Raw genomic sequence first — 19,155 nt, 5'->3', positions numbered from 1 at the left:
CTTATTAACAGACCGTGTTGCTGGTGGCACGGAGCATACTTGCGTTGAACCTATAGGACTCATAATGAGCGAAAGCTTTGCGGATCTTTTTGAAGAAAGCCTAAAAGAAATTGACATGAAACCAGGTTCCATCGTCCAGGGAACCGTAGTTGATGTTGATAGCGACTGGGTCACAGTTAACGCCGGGCTGAAGTCCGAAGGTGTTATCCCCGCCTCCCAGTTCCTGAACGAAAAAGGCGAGTTAGAAGTAGCTATCGGCGACGTTGTCGACGTAGCACTGGATGCAGTGGAAGATGGTTTCGGTGAAACCCGTCTTTCCCGTGAAAAGGCCAAGCGCGCAGAATCTTGGAAGGTACTCGAGAAGTCCTTCGAAGCTGAAGAAGTGGTCAAAGGTATTATTAATGGCAAGGTCAAAGGTGGTTTCACCGTTGATCTGGCTGGTATTCGTGCCTTCCTGCCAGGTTCACTGGTAGACGTTCGTCCGGTTCGCGACACCGCGCACCTAGAGAACAAAGAGCTCGAATTTAAGGTTATCAAGCTAGACCAGAAGCGTAACAACGTGGTTGTTTCTCGCCGCGCCGTTCTGGAAGCTGAAAACAGTGCTGAGCGCGAAGCTCTGCTGGAAACCCTGACCGAAGGTCTAACAATCAAGGGTATCGTCAAGAACCTGACCGACTACGGCGCGTTCGTAGATCTGGGTGGTGTTGACGGCCTGCTGCACATTACCGATATGGCTTGGAAGCGCATCAAGCATCCAAGTGAAATCGTGAATGTTGGCGATGAGATCGACGTTAAGGTTCTGAAATTTGACCGTGAGCGCAACCGCGTATCTCTGGGTCTGAAGCAGCTGGGCGAAGATCCCTGGGTTGATATCAAAGGTCGTTACCCAGAAAGCACACGGGTTATAGCCCGTGTAACCAACCTGACCGATTACGGCTGCTTTGCTGAGCTGGAAGAAGGTGTTGAAGGTCTGGTTCACGTATCCGAAATGGATTGGACCAACAAGAACATCCATCCTTCTAAAGTCGTTAACGTTGGCGACGAAGTAGAAGTGATGATTCTGGACATCGATGAAGAGCGTCGTCGTATCTCACTGGGTATCAAGCAATGCGTTTCCAACCCATGGGAAGACTTCTCCGGCAACTTCAACAAGGGCGACCGCATCTCCGGTAAGATCAAGTCAATCACTGACTTTGGTATCTTCATCGGTCTGGACGGTGGCATCGATGGTCTGGTTCACCTGTCAGATATCAGCTGGAACGAAACAGGCGAAGAAGCCGTTCGTGAATACAAGAAGGGCGACGATGTTGATACCGTTATCCTGTCTGTAGATCCCGAGCGTGAGCGCATCTCGCTGGGTATCAAGCAGCTTGAGAGCGATCCGTTCGCCGAGTTTGTTCAGCTGAACGACAAGGGCTCCATCGTTAAGGGCACTGTTTCCGCTGTTGATGCGAAGGCAGCTACTATCGCTCTGAATGAAGAAGTTGAAGCGGTATTGAAAGCCTCTGAAATCAGCCGTGATCGCGTTGAAGATGCGCGTAACGCTCTGAAAGAAGGCGAAGAAGTCGAAGCTAAGATCATCAGCATCGATCGCAAAAATCGCGTTATCAACCTGTCTGTTAAGTCTAAGGATGTAGAAGACGACAAGCAGGCGATTGATACCGTGCGCACCAAAACTGCAGAAACCTCCTCTAGTGCGACCACCATTGGTGATCTCATCAAGGAACAAATGCAGCAGCAAAACACCAACAAGGACTAATCTCCGGTTGGTTCGAAAAAAAACGGGCTCTAAGAGCCCGTTTTTTTTGTGTTTTTTTCTGATTTGGCTAAACTAGGGGTTGGGAATTCGGTAACCAATGGTCGAACAAAAAAGAAAAGAGGAAAGTGCCTCATGACGAAGTCTGAACTGGTCGAATTAATTGCCTCAAAACAAACACAGCTTTCGGTTAAAGACGTTGAGCTGGCAGTAAAAACAGTTATTGAGCATATGTCTCAATCGCTAGCTAATGGGCAGCGAATTGAAATAAGGGGGTTTGGCAGCTTTTCCCTTCATCATCGGGCGGCCCGCACAGGCCGGAACCCGAAAACCGGTGAAGCCGTACAGTTACCCGCTAAGCATGTTCCTCACTTCAAACCCGGCAAGGAACTGCGAGAACAGGTTAACGAGAGTTTGAAACAGGGGTTTTAACAGCTTTTATCCCTGAAGAAAAACATCAATAATTCGGGCACTTATCAGCGTTTGGGAGAGCTAAGGTTATGGCAGGATTACAGAAGATCCTATTGATTCTGTTGGTACTGGTCCTGGTATTGCTGGCGCTCGTATTCTCGCTGAACAATCAGATGGCTGTCGGACTTAACTTTTTGGTGTTTGAGACTAAGCCCCACGGTATCGCCGTGTGGATTATCATGTCTTTTGTTATTGGCGCGCTGGTTGGGATTTTAATGACCATTCTCGCCACATTTCGCGCGTCGGTTTCCCGTCGCACCCTTCAGAAACGACTTGATCGCGCCGAGCAGGCATTGGAGAAATCCAGGGCCCAGAACGACCAGGCTATTTAATGGATATAGTGTTTCAGTGGCTGCTGTTGACGGTTGCAGTTGCCGTTGGCTGGTTTGTTGGACGGCTGGGTGGTGGTCGTAACCAAACCCGAACGAAGATCTCAGACGAAGAGTCTGTTAAAGACCGGCTACAGTTTCTGTTTACGAACTACTCAGATCAGGCAGTCGACAACTTTGTGCAGTCATTGGCTGTCAACAAAGAGACCGTAAGCCTGCATCTTTCTATTGGCCGGCATTTCCGCAATAAAGGCGAAACCGACCGCGCCATTTTGGTTCATCAGAACCTGCTCGCAAGGCCCGAACTGCCTCCTCGATTTTCCCCTCAAGTAACGCTTGAGCTTGCCATGGACTTTCTTAACGCCGGCTTGCTGGATCGCGCTGAAGCGTTGTTGCAACAGTTAATGGGGGATCGGGAGTACGGGCGAAAAGCGGCTCAGCAGCTCATCGAGCTTTACCAGCAGGAAAGTGAGTGGGGCAAAGCGGCCGATGTCGCCCGAACCCTGACCAAGAACGATGCGGACCCGGCGATGTTCAAGGATCTTGCGTACCTGACCTGTGAACTGGCAGAACGAGCCCTTGGGCAGGATGATCGCTGGGGTGCCCAGAAACTTGCCAAAGAAGCGCTAGGCTACGATCGTTCTTGCGTTCGGGCAACGCTGATACTGATGAAGATTCTGATCCGGCAGGGCAGTTACCGAGAAGCGGGTAATCAAGGTTTGAAAGTTTTTGACCAGAACTCGGATTTTGGGCCGGAATCCGTTGATCGCCTGATGAAGCTGGAACACGAGCACGGCGATATCGGCCGGCTGGTCAAAAAATTGCGTAAGCTTTACCAGGTTTATCCAAGCACTAGTTTGCTTTTGGCCCTAGTGGAATCTGTTGAACGAGTCTCCGGCCGCCCGGCTGCTATTGATCTGCTGCGCCAAGAGCTCGAAATCCGCCCCAGCGTGGGAGCGCTTTTGCGGCTGGTGGAAATGGCAGGCTATGAAAAGGGCATGACCACCGACGAAGGTCGCTTGGTCAGCCGTATCGGCCTTCTGATCCTTGCTAATCGGCCGGTTTACCGCTGTGTGAGCTGTGGTTTCTCTGGCCAGCAGCTCCACTGGCGATGCCCCAGCTGCAAGCAGTGGGAAACCGTTCGCCCGATTCAGGGCGTTGAGGCTGAATAATCATTTATCGACACTCTTGTCGACACTCCTAACGACATTCTGCAGGACATTCCAGCGTGCAAACTTCTAACGACCTCAAAATCATCGTGGCCCTCGACTTCCCGGCTGAAAATGCGGCGCTCGCGTTGGCAGATAAACTAGACCCTGCCAAATGTCGGCTGAAAGTTGGCAAAGAGCTCTTTACTCGTTCCGGCCCCCAGCTTGTTGAAGGTTTGCAGAAGCGCGGGTTTGAGGTTTTCCTGGATCTGAAATTCCACGACATCCCCAACACGGCGTCAGCCGCCGTGGCTGCAGCTGCCGATCTGGGGGTGTGGATGGTGAACGTACACGCCTCTGGTGGCGAAAAGATGATGCTGGCCTGCCGTGAGCGCCTGGACACATTTGGGGCGGATAAACCCCTGCTGATCGCCGTTACGGTGCTCACCAGCATGGGTGCCGAGGATCTTGCAGGTATAGGCATTACCGATTCGCCAGAAGCTCAGGTTTCCCGTTTGGCCACACTAACCCGAAACTGCGGCCTGGACGGCGTAGTCTGCTCCGCGCAGGAAGCCTCAAAACTTAAAACAGAGCAGGGCAGCGACTTCAAACTGGTAACACCTGGCATTCGCCCGCTAACCGCCGACAAAGGCGACCAACAACGCATCATGACTCCCAGTGACGCACTCAAGGCTGGTTCCGACTACCTTGTTATAGGTCGGCCCATTACCCAGGCTGCTGACCCTCTCGCGGCGTTGGAAGCAATTCATTCTGAAGTGATCGGTTTTTAGGTTTTTTAAACGAAAAAACCCGCTAACTCAGAGAATTAGCGGGCTTTCGGAATAATGGCTCCCCGAGCTGGGCTCGAACCAGCGACAAACGGATTAACAGTCCGTTGCTCTACCAACTGAGCTATCAGGGAACGACGTCATATGACGAGGCGCGTATAATAAGATTACCTCACCGCCTCGTCAACCCCTTGCTGTAATTTTTAGCTCAGAGCCTTCTGCAAACGCTCAACGGCCTGCTCCAGATTTTCCATGCTCGTCGCAAAGCTCAGGCGCATGTGGCCGGGGCAACCGAACGCAGAGCCCGGAACCAGAGCAACGCCGGCTTCGCTTAGCAGCTTCTCTGCGAACTCCACATCATTGCTGACGCTGGAATCTGCATCAATTGCGCTCTGGAAGCTCGGGAACACGTAGAAGGTACCGTCGCCTGTGAGACATTCAACACCGGGCAGTTTGTTCAGCGCCTCCACTAGCCAGTCGTGGCGCTCTTTGAACGCCTTAACCATGACGCCAATACATTCCTGCGGGCCATCCAGAGCAGCCTGTGCGGCAGCTTGGGAGATGGAGCAAGGGTTAGAGGTGCTCTGAGACTGGATCTTCTTCATGGCACCGATGATCTTGGCTGGGCCTGCGGCATAGCCGATGCGCCAGCCAGTCATCGAGTAAGCCTTGGATACACCGTTGAGAACAAATGTACGGTCGTAAAGCTCTGGGGTAGCGTTCAGGATGTTGCAGAACGGCTTACCCGTCCAGAGGATAGGCTCGTACATGTCATCCGTGGCGATCATGATGTTCGGATATTTCTTCAGCACGTCGCCAATCGCTTGCAGCTCTTCTAGGGTGTATGCCATACCACTAGGGTTAGAAGGGCTGTTGATCACAAACAGGCGGGTACGCTCAGTAATCGCGTTTTCCAGCTGCTCTGGTGTGATTTTAAAGCGGGTTTCTGGGCCGGTTTGGAGGATGACCGGCTTGCCTTCAGCAACCAGAACCATATCCGGGTAGGATACCCAGTAGGGCGCAGGAATGATGGCTTCATCACCCGCGTTAAGGGTAGCTAGCGCGAGGTTGAAAAAGCTTTGTTTGCCACCACTTGATACCAATACCTGGTTTGCTTCGTATTCCAGGTTATTGTCCCGCTTGAATTTCGCAATAATCGCTTTCTTAAGAGCCGGCGTACCATCAACAGCGGTGTACTTTGTCTGGCCGTTTTTGATGGCCTCGATGGCTGCCTGTTTGATGTGTTCTGGGGTATCGAAGTCCGGTTCGCCCGCACCAAGACCAATGATATCTTGGCCGGCTGCGCGTAATTCGGCAGCTTTGTTAGTGACTGCGAGGGTGGGGGATGGCTTGATTGCCTGTACTCGGCTAGAAAGTTGAAGGTCCAAACTTGCGCTCCTTAAAGCTGCGTCTGATAGGTCTGTGACCGGCGGGGTGTCTGAATCCTTGCCATATGGCGGCTGATTTCCGCCCAGCCGTCGATCGAGTTGATGGTACCATGAAGCCAGCGCAACAATAAATTTCTCTCTCCGGCCCAGTCCTGTAAAATCGGGATCTGGCTTGGATACACATGTTGAGTCAGCGGAGGTTGTCTGCCAATTATGGCCAGTAACGATTCCAGCAGTTCAGGTAAGGGCGGTGTTTTCAAGGTTGTTTCACCGTTTCAGCCTGCGGGCGACCAGCCCAAGGCTATAGAGGGCCTGATCGATGGTATTCATTCCGGCCTGGCGCACCAGACATTGCTGGGTGTTACCGGTTCGGGCAAAACCTTTACCATCGCCAAAGTGATTGAAGCGGTGCAGCGGCCAACCATTGTCATGGCCCATAATAAAACCTTGGCCGCACAATTGTACGGCGAGTTCCGCGAGTTCTTTCCGGACAACGCCGTTGAATATTTCGTGTCCTACTACGATTACTACCAACCAGAGGCTTACGTACCCTCGTCTGATACGTTCATTGAGAAAGACGCCTCAGTTAACGAGCACATCGAACAGATGCGGCTGTCTGCAACCAAGGCACTGCTGGAGCGCCCGGATGCGATAATTGTGGCAACGGTGTCGGCCATTTACGGCTTGGGTGATCCGAAGTCCTATCTGAAAATGATGCTGCACCTGGACCGAGGCGACAAAATTGATCAGCGACAGGTTGTGCGCCGGCTGGCTGAATTGCAGTACATCCGCAACGATATTGAATTTCACCGTGCCAATTACCGGGTTCGCGGTGATGTGATTGATGTGTTCCCTGCGGAATCTGAGAAAGAAGCCGTTCGCATTGAGCTGTTTGATGACGAAGTGGAAAACCTTAGTTACTTTGATCCGCTTACCGGCGAAGTGCTCCGGCGCGTTCCCAGGATTACGATTTACCCTAAGTCGCACTATGTAACGCCGCGCCAGACGGTGCTGGATGCCGTTGAGCACATAAAGGCAGAACTGGATGAACGTTTGCCGCAGCTGCGTGATAACAGCCGCTTGGTTGAAGCCCAGCGGTTGGAAGAGCGCACTCGCTACGATATGGAAATGATGAACGAGCTGGGCTACTGCAACGGCATCGAGAACTACTCGCGCTATCTTTCGGGCCGGCGACCGGGGGAAGCACCACCCACGTTGTTTGATTACCTACCAGCGGACGCGCTGCTGATTGTTGATGAGTCCCACGTGACCATTCCACAGATTGGCGCCATGTATAAAGGCGATCGCTCGAGAAAGGAAACCCTCGTTCAGTATGGCTTTCGCCTGCCGTCTGCTCTGGATAACCGCCCCATGCGGTTTGATGAGTGGGAACGGATTGCGCCCCAGATGATTTTTGTTTCGGCGACGCCCGGTAACTACGAAGCCGAGCACGCGGGGCAGGTGGTGGAGCAGGTCGTCCGGCCAACCGGTCTGCTGGACCCGATAATTGAAGTACGCCCTGCGTCTACACAGATAGACGACTTGCTTTCGGAGATTCATTCCCGGGTGAAGGTTAAAGAGCGGGTTCTGGTGACCACGCTCACCAAACGCATGGCCGAAGACCTCACGGACTTTTTGATGGAGCACGATATTCACGTGCGCTACCTGCATTCAGACATTGATACGATTGAGCGGGTAGAGATTATCCGCGATCTGCGCCGGGGCGAGTTTGATGTGCTTGTCGGCATCAACCTGCTGCGAGAAGGCTTGGATATGCCGGAGGTGTCGCTTGTCACCATTCTGGATGCCGATAAGGAAGGTTTCCTGCGTTCCGAGCGCGCACTGATCCAGACTATTGGCCGCGCGGCGCGGAACCTCAACGGCAAGGCGATCCTTTACGGTGACCGGATAACTGGCTCCATGCAGCGCGCGATTGACGTGACCGACAGCCGGCGGGCACATCAGGCCGAACACAACGAAACCCACGGTATTACCCCGCAAGGGCTCAACAAAAAGGTTGGAGATATCATGGAAGGCGCAGGTCGCGTTGGCCGGCGCAAAGGCGGGCGACCTGGTGACAGAGCGGCCGAAGAAGCTGAGCGCTATCGCGCAAAGGTTGGTGGCCGATCGCCGGCAGAGTTGCTTAAAGAGCTTTCGCGCCTTGAGGATGAAATGTACAAGGCCGCATCTAATCTGGATTTCGAGACTGCCGCCCGCCTGCGGGATGATGTCTCAGATCTAAAAGAAGCAGTCATGCGAACTGGATAATCCTGCCTCAACGCTTCGGGCCAACAATCACCGCGGCCTGAAGCGGCTGGTTGCTACCGTATCGTGAAATTTGGCTAAACACACGCCTGTCCACCGGAAGGTACTGCTTGTCTGCCACGGTTTCTCCATCGGCTACATCTATTTCTGGGTCGTGCAGATACACAAACTGTTCGTCGATGGCGCATACGGTCACCCAGTGGGGTACACGGCTTCGGTTCAGCTGCCAGGTGCTGATCAAAATCACCGGAATCTTGCCTTTAAGTAGCGCTTGCTCCATGGCCTCAAGAGTGAGCGGGTTATGGTGTAACTGGATGCCCGTCCGGCCAATGTCTTGCAAAAACCCTTCATGCACAAGTTCAAGAACTCGCTTTTTGTCGTCGCTGCGTACGGTATCTCGAAATAACGGTCCCTCTGTACTGAGCCATGCACTGGTTTCAAACCCGCGGTTCCAGGCCGAGAGCGCAAGCCCGTGAGGCCCGCAACCACCATGACCGGCTAGCATGAAAATCGTCGTTGCCTCACGCCAGATTTTGAGTTCTTCCAAGGTGCTCAGCGGTTGTTGTTCATCAAGTGCCGCCATGGCCATAATCAGCGCCGCCGGGCCACAGGAGAAATCCGTGGTCTGGGGATAATAGGGCACGGGAGTGAACTCAGGTATGGGTTCGTAAAACAGAATGCGACGCTCAAAGCGCAGAGCCGTCCCGTGGTCTTCATAATAGTCCCGGTATGTACCAAACTGGCGATACCCTAGGCGTTTGTAGAGCGCAATGGCGCCACTGTTATCTTCTCTGACTTCGAGGCGCATGAGGATACGACCGGCATCTGCCGCCTCACGTTCTGCCACCTTAACCAGCTTCTCACCAATGCCACGACCGCGGGCCGTTGGCAGAACCGCAATGGAGTAAATTCGAGCCATCCGTGTTGCTGCGCTCATCAGCACTAAGCAGTAGCCCAGCAACTCGCTCTCACCCTCTCCATCACCCTCTCCATAACACCCAGCCTCGGCCACAATCAGCCTGTCCCGGGGCATGTCCAGAAATCGTCGGAAGCTGCGGCGTGATAGTCGATCTTCCGTAAAGCAGCGATGCTCAAGGTGCAGAAGTGCGTTCAGATCATCGCTGGTAGCTTGCCGGAGGTGTAGATCAGACATGTATAAAGCGGCCTTGAGAATATCGGCAGGGACATGCTGGTGGGCTTCCCGTATGCAGCTATTATGGTAGAGAGTTGAGTGTGGGAATATAAGCCTATTATGCGTAAAAGCACGCATTAGCAGCCGATTGTTCCAAACCCCGCAGCGGCGTATTGTTGCGGCGGGTTCTGTTGGCAATTATCTCCAGGGAGGAGCGCCTTTAATGTCCCGTTTGCTTATTGTTGTGGATCGTACCAAAGACTGGGCTCCGTATTACCCCAGCGAAGATGTACTGAGCTTTGATCAGTACCTGCAGTTTTCCGCTCCGGCAGCCAGCCGCGTGCGCGTTATTAACTTGTGCCAGAGCGCCAAATATTTGAGCCGTGGCTACTACTGCTCCTTGCTGGCTGAAGCCCGTGGGCACCACGTAGTGCCGTCGGTTATGACTCTGAACGACCTGAGCCGAAAGGGGCTGTTTTCGCTTGAGTTGGAAGAGCTGGAAGCCAGCGTAATCCATTGGCTGGAGGCCGCCGGTTCAGCCATCGATCCCGCCAGCGATAAGCGCAATGCGACCCACGAGGTGCGAATCCGCACGTATTTTGGTCAAACCGAACACCCGGATCTCAAACCAGTGGCGCGGGCCTTGTTTGAGCGGTTCCCCTGTCCGATTCTTGAGATTGTGTTCCGGCGCCGGAAAGCCTGGCAGATTGAATCCATGAAGCCGGCGGCACCTGTTGATCTGGATGAACGTGAGCAGGATGCCTTTGCCTCCGCGCTGGATCGCTTTAGCAGCATGGTTTGGCGCAAGCCAAGAACCCGCCGCCGGTACCGGTTCGACCTTGCGATTCTAGTGAACCCGGATGAAGAAATGCCGCCCAGCGATGCGGTGGCGCTGAAACGCTTTGAAAAAGCCGGTCGAAAACTGGGTATCAACGTGGAGCAGATTACGCGTCGGGATTACATGCGCCTGCCCGAGTACGATGGCCTGTTTATCCGTGAAACCACCGCCATCGACCATCACACATATCGTTTTGCCCGCAAAGCAGAGGCAGAAGGCATGGTAGTGATTGACGATCCAGCGTCGATTCTTAAGTGCACCAACAAGGTTTTTCTGGCCGACCTGCTGAAAAACAACAAAATACCGACCCCGAAAACCCTGATTCTTTCTAAAGATCAGAAAGACGCCGTGGAACAGGTGGTTCAGGAACTTGGCTTTCCGGTGGTTATTAAGATACCGGATGGCGCCTTTTCTCGGGGTGTTAACAAAGCGGAAGATGAGAAATCTCTGCGGGCGGGATTAAAGGAGTTGTTCCAGCAGTCTGCGCTGGTGTTGGCTCAGGAGTATCTATACACCGATTACGACTGGCGCATTGGCGTGCTGGGCGGCCGGGCTATCTACGCTTGCAAATACATGATGGTGAAAGGCCATTGGCAGATCTATCAGCACGGCGAGTCAAAGAGCGAGAGCGGTGGCTTCGAAACCATGCCCACCTACGAAGTGCCCAGAAACGTTATACAAGCGGCACTGAACTCCACGCGGCTGATTGGTAACGGCCTTTACGGCGTGGATATCAAGCAGAGCGGAAACCGGGTTGCAGTGATCGAAGTGAATGATAACCCGAGCATTGATGCGGGTGTTGAAGACCTTTTTCTCGGCGGCGAGCTCTATACGCTGATCATGCAGGAGTTTCTTTCTAGGATGGAAGAGAACCGCCGCCGCTGATCCCCAATAGAGCAAAGAACGCCGGCCTAAGGGCCGGCAACCCAGACTCGGGCACTGCCAAACCAAGGGTAGCCTTCTAAGTGATGCCGGACGTTTTCGGGGGTAAACACCGCTTCAGGGTCGGGCTCGTCCAAAAATATCTCTAGGTGCAGCTTGTTTTTGAGGTAGTGCAGCCGCAAACGACTGCGCTGGGGAATCTCTCCCAGGTTCTGTGCAATAAGGTTTTTCACTTCCGCGCGGGACGGCAGCTTCTCGGTCGTCGGGAACTCATCCTCGTCGTTTTCGGCATCAATGTGGAAGTTGATATCGAGAATGTTTTCCAGTGCATCGCGCATGCCGGCCACCACCTGCATGCCAATCTGGTGTCCCTCCGACACGCTGATTTCCGGTCGCACCACAAGGTGAATGTCTAGCAGAATATCCTGCCCCATCCGCCGGCTGCGAAGCTCATGCACGTTGAGCACCCCCTCGGTATTGCGGGCTATGGTTTTCAGCATGTCGGTATCGACAGGGGAGAGCCCCGTGTCCACCAGCTCCTGAACACTGTCCCAGGTAAATTTCCAGCCGATGTGGACGATGATGCCCGCGACCACCACCGCAGCAAGCACGTCTAGCCATACAAAGCCCAGCATTGCGCCAGCCGTTGATACCAGAACCACAATGGACGAGAACGCATCGGTGCGACTGTGCCAGGCATTGGCAATAATAAGATCCGAACGTATGGCTTGGCCGACATGGCGGGTGTAGCGGAAAATCCACTCCTTGCCTACAACAGAGACCGCAGCAGCCACCAAAACCGGCCACTGCGGAATGGTATCAATGCTGCCTTCAATCAGGCGGAGGGTATTTTCCCAAGCAAGGGCTGCGCCTACGGCAATCAGAATGCTGCCTAGGACCAGGGTGCCAAAGGTTTCGATGCGCTGATGACCGTACGGATGATTTTCATCCGGCTCCTGGCGGGACAGCTTCATTGCGCCGAGCACGACAAGATCGGAGGCTACATCGGTAAAGGAGTGTATACCGTCGACGAGAAGAGCCTGGGAGTGGAAAAGGACACCGCCAATAACTTTGATGATTCCCAAGAAGATATCAAGAATCATTCCAATAATGGTAACCCGCGAGGCCGCTTTCACCTCCATTGCTAGATTTTCACGATGACGCTGGGCCGGTGAGTCGGGTTTCTGCATTAAAAAACTCCGGATTTTCCGCATTTTTGCTTGATTTATACACATCATAGCAGTATTGCTTTTGAATGACAGATCGTTCAGGTTTTCTTTCGTTCAAAGCGAAAATATAATAACTAATTGAAAGTAAAGGGAAAATAAACTGATCAAAAAATGATCAATCTGTAGATCTGCGCAGATTACAAGGGATTGGCAACGTTGCCCCGCAATTTTCAACAGGGTTATCCACAGATTCCGTGGACAAGCTCCCGAGAGCTCTATAATACAGATGTTTAGCTCTGTTTTTTTTGTGTAACTGGGCCGCTGTGGAAAACTTCCGGTATACTCGCGCTCACGTTTTTTGGGGAGTTTTGAGATGTACGGCGTTATCCGTAACCTGCTTTTCCGGTTATCACCCGAACAAGCCCATTCCGTTGCGTTAAGCGGTCTGGATTTAGCGCACCGTTTGCGGGTGCTGGGTGCTTTTTTACCGAAAACAGATGCGCTGCCGGTAAAGGTTATGGGGCTGGATTTCCCTAACCCGGTGGGGCTTGCGGCAGGGTTGGATAAAAACGCAGACCATCTCGACGCTCTAGGCGCACTTGGCTTCGGGTTTATAGAGGTTGGAACTGTTACGCCTCTTGCTCAGCCTGGTAACCCTAAACCCCGCATGTTCCGGTTGCAGGAACATCAGGCCATCATTAACCGTATGGGTTTCAATAATGAGGGCTTGGCACACATGCTGGAGCGTGTGGACAAGCGCCGCTACCGGGGAATTCTTGGTATTAATGTGGGCAAGAACAAAGACACGCCAAATGCGGCGTCTGAGTCAGATTACCGCAAGGGTATTTCGGCGGTATACACCCGCGCTGACTATATTACGGTGAACGTGTCCTCGCCCAACACGCCCGGCCTGCGGGATCTGCAGTTTGGTGATTCTCTGAAAGGCCTGCTTCATGCCATCAAGGATGAACAGCTTAAGTGTCAGAGTCAGTTTGGCCGTTACGTGCCCATTGCCGTCAAAATCGCCCCGGATATGGACGATGAAGGTATTCGGTTCGTTGCATTGGCCATGAGAGAGGCTGGTATGGACGGTGTTATTGCTACGAACACCACCATAAGCCGCGATGCCGTTGCCGGCCATGTTCATGCTGATGAGGCGGGAGGGCTAAGCGGTGCCCCAGTGCGTAAGGCATCGTTGAGAGTTATTCAGGGGCTATATGCAGAGCTCGGTGACGATCTGCCGATTATCGGTGTGGGCGGCATTACAGAGGGTGAGAGTGCGGCTGAAAAGATCCGCGCGGGCGCAAAGCTGGTTCAGCTTTATACCGGCTTTATATACCGGGGGCCTGAACTGATCGGTGAAGCGGTTGAGGCGATTCGAGGGCTCAAGTAGTTTCGCGGGTATTAGAACGAAGATGGGCCCGCTGAGCGGGCCCTTGCGGGGAGTGAACCCCGTAACGTTTGTATATTAAAAGATCAGATTAAGATAACGGGGTTTCGACAAACATCACGCTGTGGTGACGTTTGCCAGTTTATGAATACCGGAGACGCCGGTCATGCCATCCCATTGATCCGTGCGGCCTTCACGCCACCCGCTCAACCATTCTTGGCGAACCTCTGCCTGCTCGAGCGGGCAGCTGTCTTTGGATTTGCCGGAAATGCCAGCGAGGTATCCCCGCTTGAATGCCCGAGCGAACATGTCTCTTTTCTGTCTTTTCATGCCGTTCCTCACTAATGGATTAACAGAACAAGCGTGTACACTTCTGCAGTGGCCATGGCATGTGGAATCCTCTCCGGGATAACCCACTATTGCCAGCTTCAGCCAGAGCAGTCAGGATCCTGTTACTGAAAGGGAGTTACCCTTCCCGAACGACGCGTCACCTACAAGGTAAGCTTAACCTCGAGCAGAAGTACACTATCATTTTGGTCTATAAACTATATTTAATAGATCAATAGTGAATATTAGAATGACCTAAACCTATGAACGCCGCGATTCCCGTGACTTACCGCGAATTGCCAAAGAACCTGGAGTTGAACTTGTCCAAATCTGTCTTTTTTGTAACCTGCCCAAAGGGGGTTGAATACCTTCTGGCGGACGAGCTCAGCACGTTAGGTCTTGGGCTGGTAAGAAACGCACCTGCGGGCGCTTGGGTAGAGGGGCCGCTGGAAGCCGGTTACCGGGCTTGTCTCTGGTCGCGCCTGGCAAACCGGGTGATCCTCCACCTTGATGAAGTGGCCGCTACCAGTGCCGATGAGCTTTACGATGGTGTGGTTCACCTCGACTGGCAGCAGCACATCCCCGTTGATGGCAGCTTTCGCGTCAATTTTATTGGCGAGAACGAGGCGATCCGCAACACCCAATTTGGCGCCCAGCGTGTAAAAGACGGCATTGTGGATCGTTTTACCGTGGGCGGTGGAAAACGCCCGACGGTGGAAGCGAAGATGCCAGATGTAACTGTGTCGGCGCGGCTGCATCGTGGCCGGCTTGCGGTGGGTATAGATATCAGTGGTCACAGTTTGCACCAGCGTGGCTACCGCACCGAGCAGGGCCTAGCGCCTCTGAAGGAAAACCTTGCGGCCGCACTGCTGATGCGCGCCGGTTGGCCCGAAATCGCGGCCGCAGGCGGCGATTTTGTCGACCCCATGTGTGGCTCCGGTACGCTGGTAATTGAAGCAGCCCTAATGGCATTGGATATTGCACCGGGCCGTCGTCGGGAACGTTTTGGTTTTGAAAATTGGCTGGGGCACCAGCCAGAGACTTGGCTATCCGTGCGTCAGGAGGCAGAAAAACGCGCCTACGAGGGTAAGCAGGGCAGAATGCCGACATTCTTAGGTTTCGATCACGACAGGCGAGTCATTGCCACCGCGCGCAATAATGCGCAGCGAGCGGGTCTTGATGGCCTGATCGAGTTCCAGGATCAGCCGATTGAAGAACTTACACTGGGAGACGATCGGGCGGAGACTGGCCTGGTTTTGGTAAACCCTCCTTACGGCGAGCGCCTGAGCGACAGAAAAGCCCTTGCAGGCCTGTACGAATCACTTGGCGATGCCGTAAAGATCGCCGCATCAGGCTGGCGCCTCGGCGTGTTTACCGGTGCCCCGGAGTTCGGCAAATCCATTGGCCTGCGCAGCTTTAAACAATACAAGCTATTCAACGGTAAGCTGCCCGCGCAACTTTTACTGTTCACAATAGACGAAGCCAGTGTGCGTACCCCTCGGGAACCCGCAGCGCCAGGCGAAGTGCTGCCTCGAATCGCAAATGAAGAGCGCGCGGCCATGCTGCGCAATCGTCTGAAGAAAAACATGAAAACCATTGGCCAGTGGGCGCGCAAGCAGCAAATAAGCTGTTATCGCCTGTACGACGCAGACATGCCAGAGTTTGCGTTAGCCATTGATATCTATGAGGGCTGGGTGCACGTGCAAGAATACGTCGCACCTAAAACCATCGACGAGCGCTCCGCTAAAGAGCGCCTGGCGGAAGCGCTGGCCGTTATTCCAGAGGCGTTGGGCATCGAGCGGGGTCAGATGGTCTGCAAGCAGAGGCTGCGCCAGACGGGCACCAACCAGTACGAAAAACAAGATGTCAGCGGTGAGTTCTTTCAGGTGCAGGAGCACGGCTGCACACTGAAGGTAAACCTCAAAGATTACCTGGATACCGGGTTGTTTTTGGATCACCGCCCTGTGCGCCACTGGATTCAGCAGAACGCTCACGGCAAGCGTTTCCTGAACCTGTTCTGCTACACAGGTACAGCCACGGTGCATGCAGTAGCCGGCGGTGCCAGCCGCTCGCTGAGCCTGGACCTATCGAACACCTATGTAGGTTGGGCTGAGGATAACTTGGCGCTGAACCGGGCAGACCCTCGCAAACATAAAGTGGAGGCGATGGATTGTCTGGCTTGGCTGGCAGCAAAGCCAAAGCCTGATCAGGTTTACGATCTGATTTTTATGGATCCGCCAACCTTCTCCAACTCTGCTCGTATGGCAGGCGTTTTGGATGTTCAGAAGGACCACGCGAAGTTGATCCGGCAAGCAGTGGCTAGGTTAAGCTCAGACGGTGTGTTGATTTTTTCCACTAACTTTCGGCGCTTCAAGCTTGATGAAGAGCTAGCCTCGGAATTTGAGGTTGAGGAAGTAAGCGCCAGCACGCTGGATAAGGATTTTCAGAGGAACGCGCGGATTCACCGGTGCTGGCACATCCGGAAAAACGCCTAGCATTCCAGAAGAGCGCACATATCGGGTGCTTTAGAACTCGTATTTTAGGCCGGTGGAAAACTGGAAAGTATTGGCGTCTGTGCCTGTGTCTTTGAACAGTTTTCCACCCTCAAATACAAGGTAGGTGTCGCTCAGCACTTCGAAATCCATGCCAAATACCCAGCTTACGCTGAAGCTGCTGTCTGGAAAGTCGCCTTCCAGATCCCTGAATTGGGCGTTTCCCTGTCCGTTTGTATCTGTGATTTCGGCAGTGCCGTGAATGAAAGAAAATCCGGCCTGAGCATAGACATTGGCGTAGTCCGTAACAGGGTAGTGCAAGCCCATGTACCAGCTGGCGAAGTAATCGATGGAAAGGGTCAGGTCGCCTCTGGGCACCTTGGCATCCCGGTATCCTCCACCTGCACGCAGCTCAGCGTGAAATAGATGATTGATGTGACTGCCCACAATAAGTGCGGCACCGCTTCCCGTAGCCTGCTCCTTTGAGGCCTCACCTATAGTGCGGTGGTTGAAAGCCGATACCAGCAAGCCTAAGTAGTGCTTATCTTCCCGGGGCGTTTCCTGAGCCAGGGCAGTCTGGGCGGAAAGCAGACAAGCAGGCATCAAAGCAAGTAGTAGGTGTGTTCGCACAACCTTATTCATTGTTATCGGGCTTCCTGACGTGAGCGGTTACGGGCTGAGTTTGCCTTGTGTAACCAATTGTTACGTCGACCCATGTCACACTTCCCTGTGTCGGTTCAGCGGAGGGGTCAATCCTCGTCGAACAGGCCTTGTTCCTGCGCCATCAATAGCAGGGCGTAAACACCGTTCTCGGGCAGTTGGGGTTCAAGACCCTCTTCAAACAGCAGCTGGCGGCGACGGTCTTCCAGCATTTCGCTGCTCATGCCGGTGATCAGCTCGGTAATTGGCGCTACTTCAAACGGTGCTTCTTGATCCAGAGCGCTGAAAATCAGATCTACCAGAATCTCGTCCGGATCCAGGCCGTCTACGTATACTGTCTGGTCTGGCAGATCTTGGTGCAGCTCATGAATCAGCTCAATCAGTGGCACGCCCTGTTCGTCCAGGTATTGCAGATCCAGGTCGCCAATATCGCCGTCTTCGGGCAGCCATTCATCTGCCGGTACAATCACGACAGTTTTCATCTGGCCATTTTCCAGCGACCAAGCCATGGCAATCGGGAACAGAGCATCGTCGGTCTGGCAGTATTCGATGTCGAGAAATCTTGGTGCAGCCATGTCGGGCTCCGAGTAATGGGTGGCAGATCGTGAGGGAAGGTGAGTAATGTCGGCCGCCCCGGTATGAGGTATTAAGGCTTCATGCCATACTGTTGTGGTAATTTTCATTCTATCAGGGACATCATGGAACACGCTGAATTCAACAAAGATTTACTGAAGTTTCTGAACGCATCACCCACGCCTTGGCACGCCGTGGCAACCATGAAGCAACGGCTGGATGCGGCCGGGTTTGAAGAACTGGACGAAAAGGACGACTGGTCAATTGAGCAGAGTCGTGGCTATTACGTCATCCGTAATGGCTCCTCTATCGTGGCATTTCGCACCGGTGCCCAAGACGCCACAGTATCGGGCATTCGCATGGTGGGTGCGCACACCGATAGCCCATGCCTAAAAGTAAAACCCAACCCAGAGCTGCGCCGCAAAGGCTTTTTTCAGCTTGGTGTTGAAGTTTACGGTGGTGCTTTGTTGAACCCCTGGTTCGACCGGGATCTTTCGTTGGCGGGCAGAGTGACGTTTCTCGACGGCCATGACAAGGTCAGCGACACGCTGGTCGATTTCCGCAAACCCGTCGCGTTTATTCCTAGCCTCGCAATCCATCTGGATAGGGAGGCCAACAGTGGCCGTACGGTGAATCCCCAAACGGATCTTCCGCCGGTACTGATGCAGGTTGCAGAAGACGATGCGACCAGTTTTAACGACCTGCTTAGCCAGCAGATCGCCAGTGAATCCGGCACCAAAGTTCATAAGATTTTGGGCTATGAGTTGGGCTTTTACGATGCCCAAGAAGCCGGCTTTGTTGGCTTGCGTGAAGAGTTTATTGCCGCCGCACGGCTGGACAACCTGCTGAGCTGTTACATCGGGCTGCAGGCTTTGTTGAACACTTCCGGCGACGAGGCTGCGCTGCTGGTATGTAACGATCACGAAGAGGTGGGCAGCGTGTCTGCCGAGGGCGCCCAGGGGCCATTTCTAACGGCGGTTCTCGATCGCTGGTGTGGCACAGGCAAGGCCAGAGCCATTGCCCGCTCTATGATGATTTCAGCCGACAATGCCCACGGCGTGCACCCGAATTACATAGACAAGCACGATGAAAATCATGGCCCCATTCTGAACAAGGGGCCGGTCATCAAGGTGAACCATAACCAGCGCTACGCAACCAACAGTCGTTCAGCCGCTGTTTACCGACACATCAGTGATGAGCTGGGCCTGCCACATCAAACCTTTGTAGTACGCAGTGATATGGGCTGTGGCAGTACAATCGGGCCGTTGACGGCAGCAAATCTGGGCGTTACAACACTGGATATTGGCGTGCCGCAGTTTGGTATGCATTCGATACGTGAGCTGATTGGTACTGAGGATGGTTTTACGATGTTTCGTGTGCTGGCAGAGTTCATGCAGCGTGAGCAGGTGTTCTGAATAAATGGCTCCCCGAGCTGGGCTCGAACCAGCGACAAACGGATTAACAGTCCGTTGCTCTACCAACTGAGCTATCGGGGAACAGCATCAAGCCGGGCGGCATATTAAGCGCTTTGAATTAGCTGGTCAACC

16 protein-coding genes and 2 tRNA genes are annotated in these 19,155 nt (G+C 53.5%); 10 read left to right on the top strand and 8 right to left on the bottom strand.

The features are described 5' to 3' along the window. The first annotated feature begins 64 nt into the window (after window positions 1-64). The 5 genes from rpsA to pyrF all read left to right on the top strand — a co-directional run bounded on the left by rpsA (window position 65) and on the right by pyrF (window position 4,495). Entirely contained in the window at window positions 65-1,759 is a 1,695-nt protein-coding gene (gene rpsA / locus CPH80_RS07265) for a 30S ribosomal protein S1 (RefSeq protein ID WP_096276499.1), read from the top strand. A gap of 132 nt (window positions 1,760-1,891) precedes the next feature. Continuing rightward, window positions 1,892-2,188 (top strand): integration host factor subunit beta, encoded by a 297-nt coding sequence (locus CPH80_RS07260; RefSeq protein ID WP_096276497.1) that lies wholly within the window; start codon window positions 1,892-1,894, stop codon window positions 2,186-2,188. 68 nt (window positions 2,189-2,256) lie between these two features. Further along, on the top strand, window positions 2,257-2,559 hold the full coding sequence (locus CPH80_RS07255) for a LapA family protein (protein ID WP_096276495.1): 303 nt from the start codon (window positions 2,257-2,259) through the stop codon (window positions 2,557-2,559). After that, a complete protein-coding gene (gene lapB, locus CPH80_RS07250; protein ID WP_096276493.1) occupies window positions 2,559-3,728 on the top strand; it encodes a lipopolysaccharide assembly protein LapB in 1,170 nt (389 codons plus the stop codon). Before CPH80_RS07255 ends, lapB begins: the two co-directional genes overlap by 1 nt. Before the next feature lie 56 nt (window positions 3,729-3,784). After that, the gene (gene pyrF / locus CPH80_RS07245) at window positions 3,785-4,495 is read left to right on the top strand and encodes an orotidine-5'-phosphate decarboxylase (RefSeq protein WP_096276491.1); all 711 of its coding nucleotides are present in this window, start codon (window positions 3,785-3,787) and stop codon (window positions 4,493-4,495) included. Between the two features lie 55 nt (window positions 4,496-4,550). On the opposite strand, the gene CPH80_RS07240 is transcribed toward pyrF, so the two are convergent. Next, window positions 4,551-4,626: transfer RNA gene (locus CPH80_RS07240), tRNA-Asn, on the bottom strand. Window positions 4,627-4,695: 69 nt separating this feature from the next. After that, the gene (locus CPH80_RS07235; RefSeq protein ID WP_096276489.1) at window positions 4,696-5,880 is read right to left on the bottom strand and encodes a pyridoxal phosphate-dependent aminotransferase; all 1,185 of its coding nucleotides are present in this window, start codon (window positions 5,878-5,880) and stop codon (window positions 4,696-4,698) included. Window positions 5,881-6,093: 213 nt separating this feature from the next. On the opposite strand from CPH80_RS07235, the gene uvrB reads away from it, so the two are divergent. Then, window positions 6,094-8,148 carry an excinuclease ABC subunit UvrB gene (gene uvrB / locus CPH80_RS07230; protein ID WP_096276487.1) on the top strand — a complete coding sequence of 685 codons (2,055 nt, stop codon included), beginning with the start codon at window positions 6,094-6,096 and terminating at the stop codon, window positions 8,146-8,148. Between the two features lie 7 nt (window positions 8,149-8,155). On the opposite strand, the gene CPH80_RS07225 is transcribed toward uvrB, so the two are convergent. Beyond that, window positions 8,156-9,298 carry a GNAT family N-acetyltransferase/peptidase C39 family protein gene (locus CPH80_RS07225; protein ID WP_096276485.1) on the bottom strand — a complete coding sequence of 381 codons (1,143 nt, stop codon included), beginning with the start codon at window positions 9,296-9,298 and terminating at the stop codon, window positions 8,156-8,158. Window positions 9,299-9,500: 202 nt separating this feature from the next. Here CPH80_RS07225 and CPH80_RS07220 point away from each other — a divergent pair, with 202 nt between their 5' ends. Further along, the gene (locus CPH80_RS07220) at window positions 9,501-11,000 is read left to right on the top strand and encodes a RimK family protein (RefSeq protein ID WP_096276484.1); all 1,500 of its coding nucleotides are present in this window, start codon (window positions 9,501-9,503) and stop codon (window positions 10,998-11,000) included. Between the two features lie 26 nt (window positions 11,001-11,026). Here the strand turns inward: CPH80_RS07220 and CPH80_RS07215 are convergent, their stop codons facing one another. Then, window positions 11,027-12,187 (bottom strand): cation diffusion facilitator family transporter, encoded by a 1,161-nt coding sequence (locus CPH80_RS07215; protein WP_096276482.1) that lies wholly within the window; start codon window positions 12,185-12,187, stop codon window positions 11,027-11,029. 352 nt (window positions 12,188-12,539) lie between these two features. On the opposite strand from CPH80_RS07215, the gene CPH80_RS07210 reads away from it, so the two are divergent. After that, window positions 12,540-13,559 carry a quinone-dependent dihydroorotate dehydrogenase gene (locus CPH80_RS07210; protein ID WP_096276480.1) on the top strand — a complete coding sequence of 340 codons (1,020 nt, stop codon included), beginning with the start codon at window positions 12,540-12,542 and terminating at the stop codon, window positions 13,557-13,559. 114 nt (window positions 13,560-13,673) lie between these two features. Here CPH80_RS07210 and rmf read toward each other — a convergent pair whose 3' ends face one another. Then, window positions 13,674-13,886: a ribosome modulation factor gene (rmf, locus tag CPH80_RS07205; protein ID WP_096276478.1), complete on the bottom strand. Its 213-nt coding sequence runs from the start codon at window positions 13,884-13,886 to the stop codon at window positions 13,674-13,676. Between the two features lie 317 nt (window positions 13,887-14,203). On the opposite strand from rmf, the gene rlmKL reads away from it, so the two are divergent. Beyond that, a complete protein-coding gene (gene rlmKL, locus CPH80_RS07200; RefSeq protein ID WP_096281472.1) occupies window positions 14,204-16,378 on the top strand; it encodes a bifunctional 23S rRNA (guanine(2069)-N(7))-methyltransferase RlmK/23S rRNA (guanine(2445)-N(2))-methyltransferase RlmL in 2,175 nt (724 codons plus the stop codon). A 30-nt stretch (window positions 16,379-16,408) separates the two neighbouring features. On the opposite strand, the gene CPH80_RS07195 is transcribed toward rlmKL, so the two are convergent. Together CPH80_RS07195 and CPH80_RS07190 are read right to left on the bottom strand one after the other, a co-directional pair. After that, a complete protein-coding gene (locus CPH80_RS07195) occupies window positions 16,409-17,017 on the bottom strand; it encodes an outer membrane beta-barrel protein (RefSeq protein WP_096276476.1) in 609 nt (202 codons plus the stop codon). Between the two features lie 107 nt (window positions 17,018-17,124). Beyond that, window positions 17,125-17,610 carry a hypothetical protein gene (locus CPH80_RS07190; protein ID WP_096276474.1) on the bottom strand — a complete coding sequence of 162 codons (486 nt, stop codon included), beginning with the start codon at window positions 17,608-17,610 and terminating at the stop codon, window positions 17,125-17,127. A gap of 123 nt (window positions 17,611-17,733) precedes the next feature. Between CPH80_RS07190 and CPH80_RS07185 the strand changes: the two genes are divergently transcribed. Next, window positions 17,734-19,023, top strand: coding sequence for a M18 family aminopeptidase (locus tag CPH80_RS07185; RefSeq protein ID WP_096276472.1), 1,290 nt, complete (start codon window positions 17,734-17,736; stop codon window positions 19,021-19,023). 5 nt (window positions 19,024-19,028) lie between these two features. Here CPH80_RS07185 and CPH80_RS07180 read toward each other — a convergent pair. Continuing rightward, window positions 19,029-19,104, bottom strand: a tRNA-Asn gene (locus tag CPH80_RS07180). Between the last annotated feature and the right edge of the window lie 51 nt (window positions 19,105-19,155).

This window comes from Marinobacter sp. LV10R510-11A (assembly GCF_900215155.1).
Taxonomy (GTDB): domain Bacteria; phylum Pseudomonadota; class Gammaproteobacteria; order Pseudomonadales; family Oleiphilaceae; genus Marinobacter.
The sequence above is the reverse complement of the archived record's forward strand: the minus strand, read 5'-3'. Positions and strand labels throughout refer to the sequence as shown.

Bases quoted from the DNA above. Each gene is read 5' to 3' on its own strand.
- rpsA (WP_096276499.1), top strand. From the start codon at position 65: ATGAGCGAAAGCTTTGCGGATCTTTTTGAAGAAAGCCTAAAAGAAATT.
- CPH80_RS07260 (WP_096276497.1), top strand. From the start codon at position 1,892: ATGACGAAGTCTGAACTGGTCGAATTAATTGCCTCAAAACAAACACAG.
- CPH80_RS07255 (WP_096276495.1), top strand. From the start codon at position 2,257: ATGGCAGGATTACAGAAGATCCTATTGATTCTGTTGGTACTGGTCCTG.
- lapB (WP_096276493.1), top strand. From the start codon at position 2,559: ATGGATATAGTGTTTCAGTGGCTGCTGTTGACGGTTGCAGTTGCCGTT.
- uvrB (WP_096276487.1), top strand. From the start codon at position 6,094: ATGGCCAGTAACGATTCCAGCAGTTCAGGTAAGGGCGGTGTTTTCAAG.
- CPH80_RS07225 (WP_096276485.1), bottom strand. From the start codon at position 9,298: ATGTCTGATCTACACCTCCGGCAAGCTACCAGCGATGATCTGAACGCA.
- CPH80_RS07220 (WP_096276484.1), top strand. From the start codon at position 9,501: ATGTCCCGTTTGCTTATTGTTGTGGATCGTACCAAAGACTGGGCTCCG.
- CPH80_RS07215 (WP_096276482.1), bottom strand. From the start codon at position 12,187: ATGCAGAAACCCGACTCACCGGCCCAGCGTCATCGTGAAAATCTAGCA.
- CPH80_RS07210 (WP_096276480.1), top strand. From the start codon at position 12,540: ATGTACGGCGTTATCCGTAACCTGCTTTTCCGGTTATCACCCGAACAA.
- rmf (WP_096276478.1), bottom strand. From the start codon at position 13,886: ATGAAAAGACAGAAAAGAGACATGTTCGCTCGGGCATTCAAGCGGGGA.
- CPH80_RS07195 (WP_096276476.1), bottom strand. From the start codon at position 17,017: ATGAATAAGGTTGTGCGAACACACCTACTACTTGCTTTGATGCCTGCT.
- CPH80_RS07190 (WP_096276474.1), bottom strand. From the start codon at position 17,610: ATGGCTGCACCAAGATTTCTCGACATCGAATACTGCCAGACCGACGAT.
- CPH80_RS07185 (WP_096276472.1), top strand. From the start codon at position 17,734: ATGGAACACGCTGAATTCAACAAAGATTTACTGAAGTTTCTGAACGCA.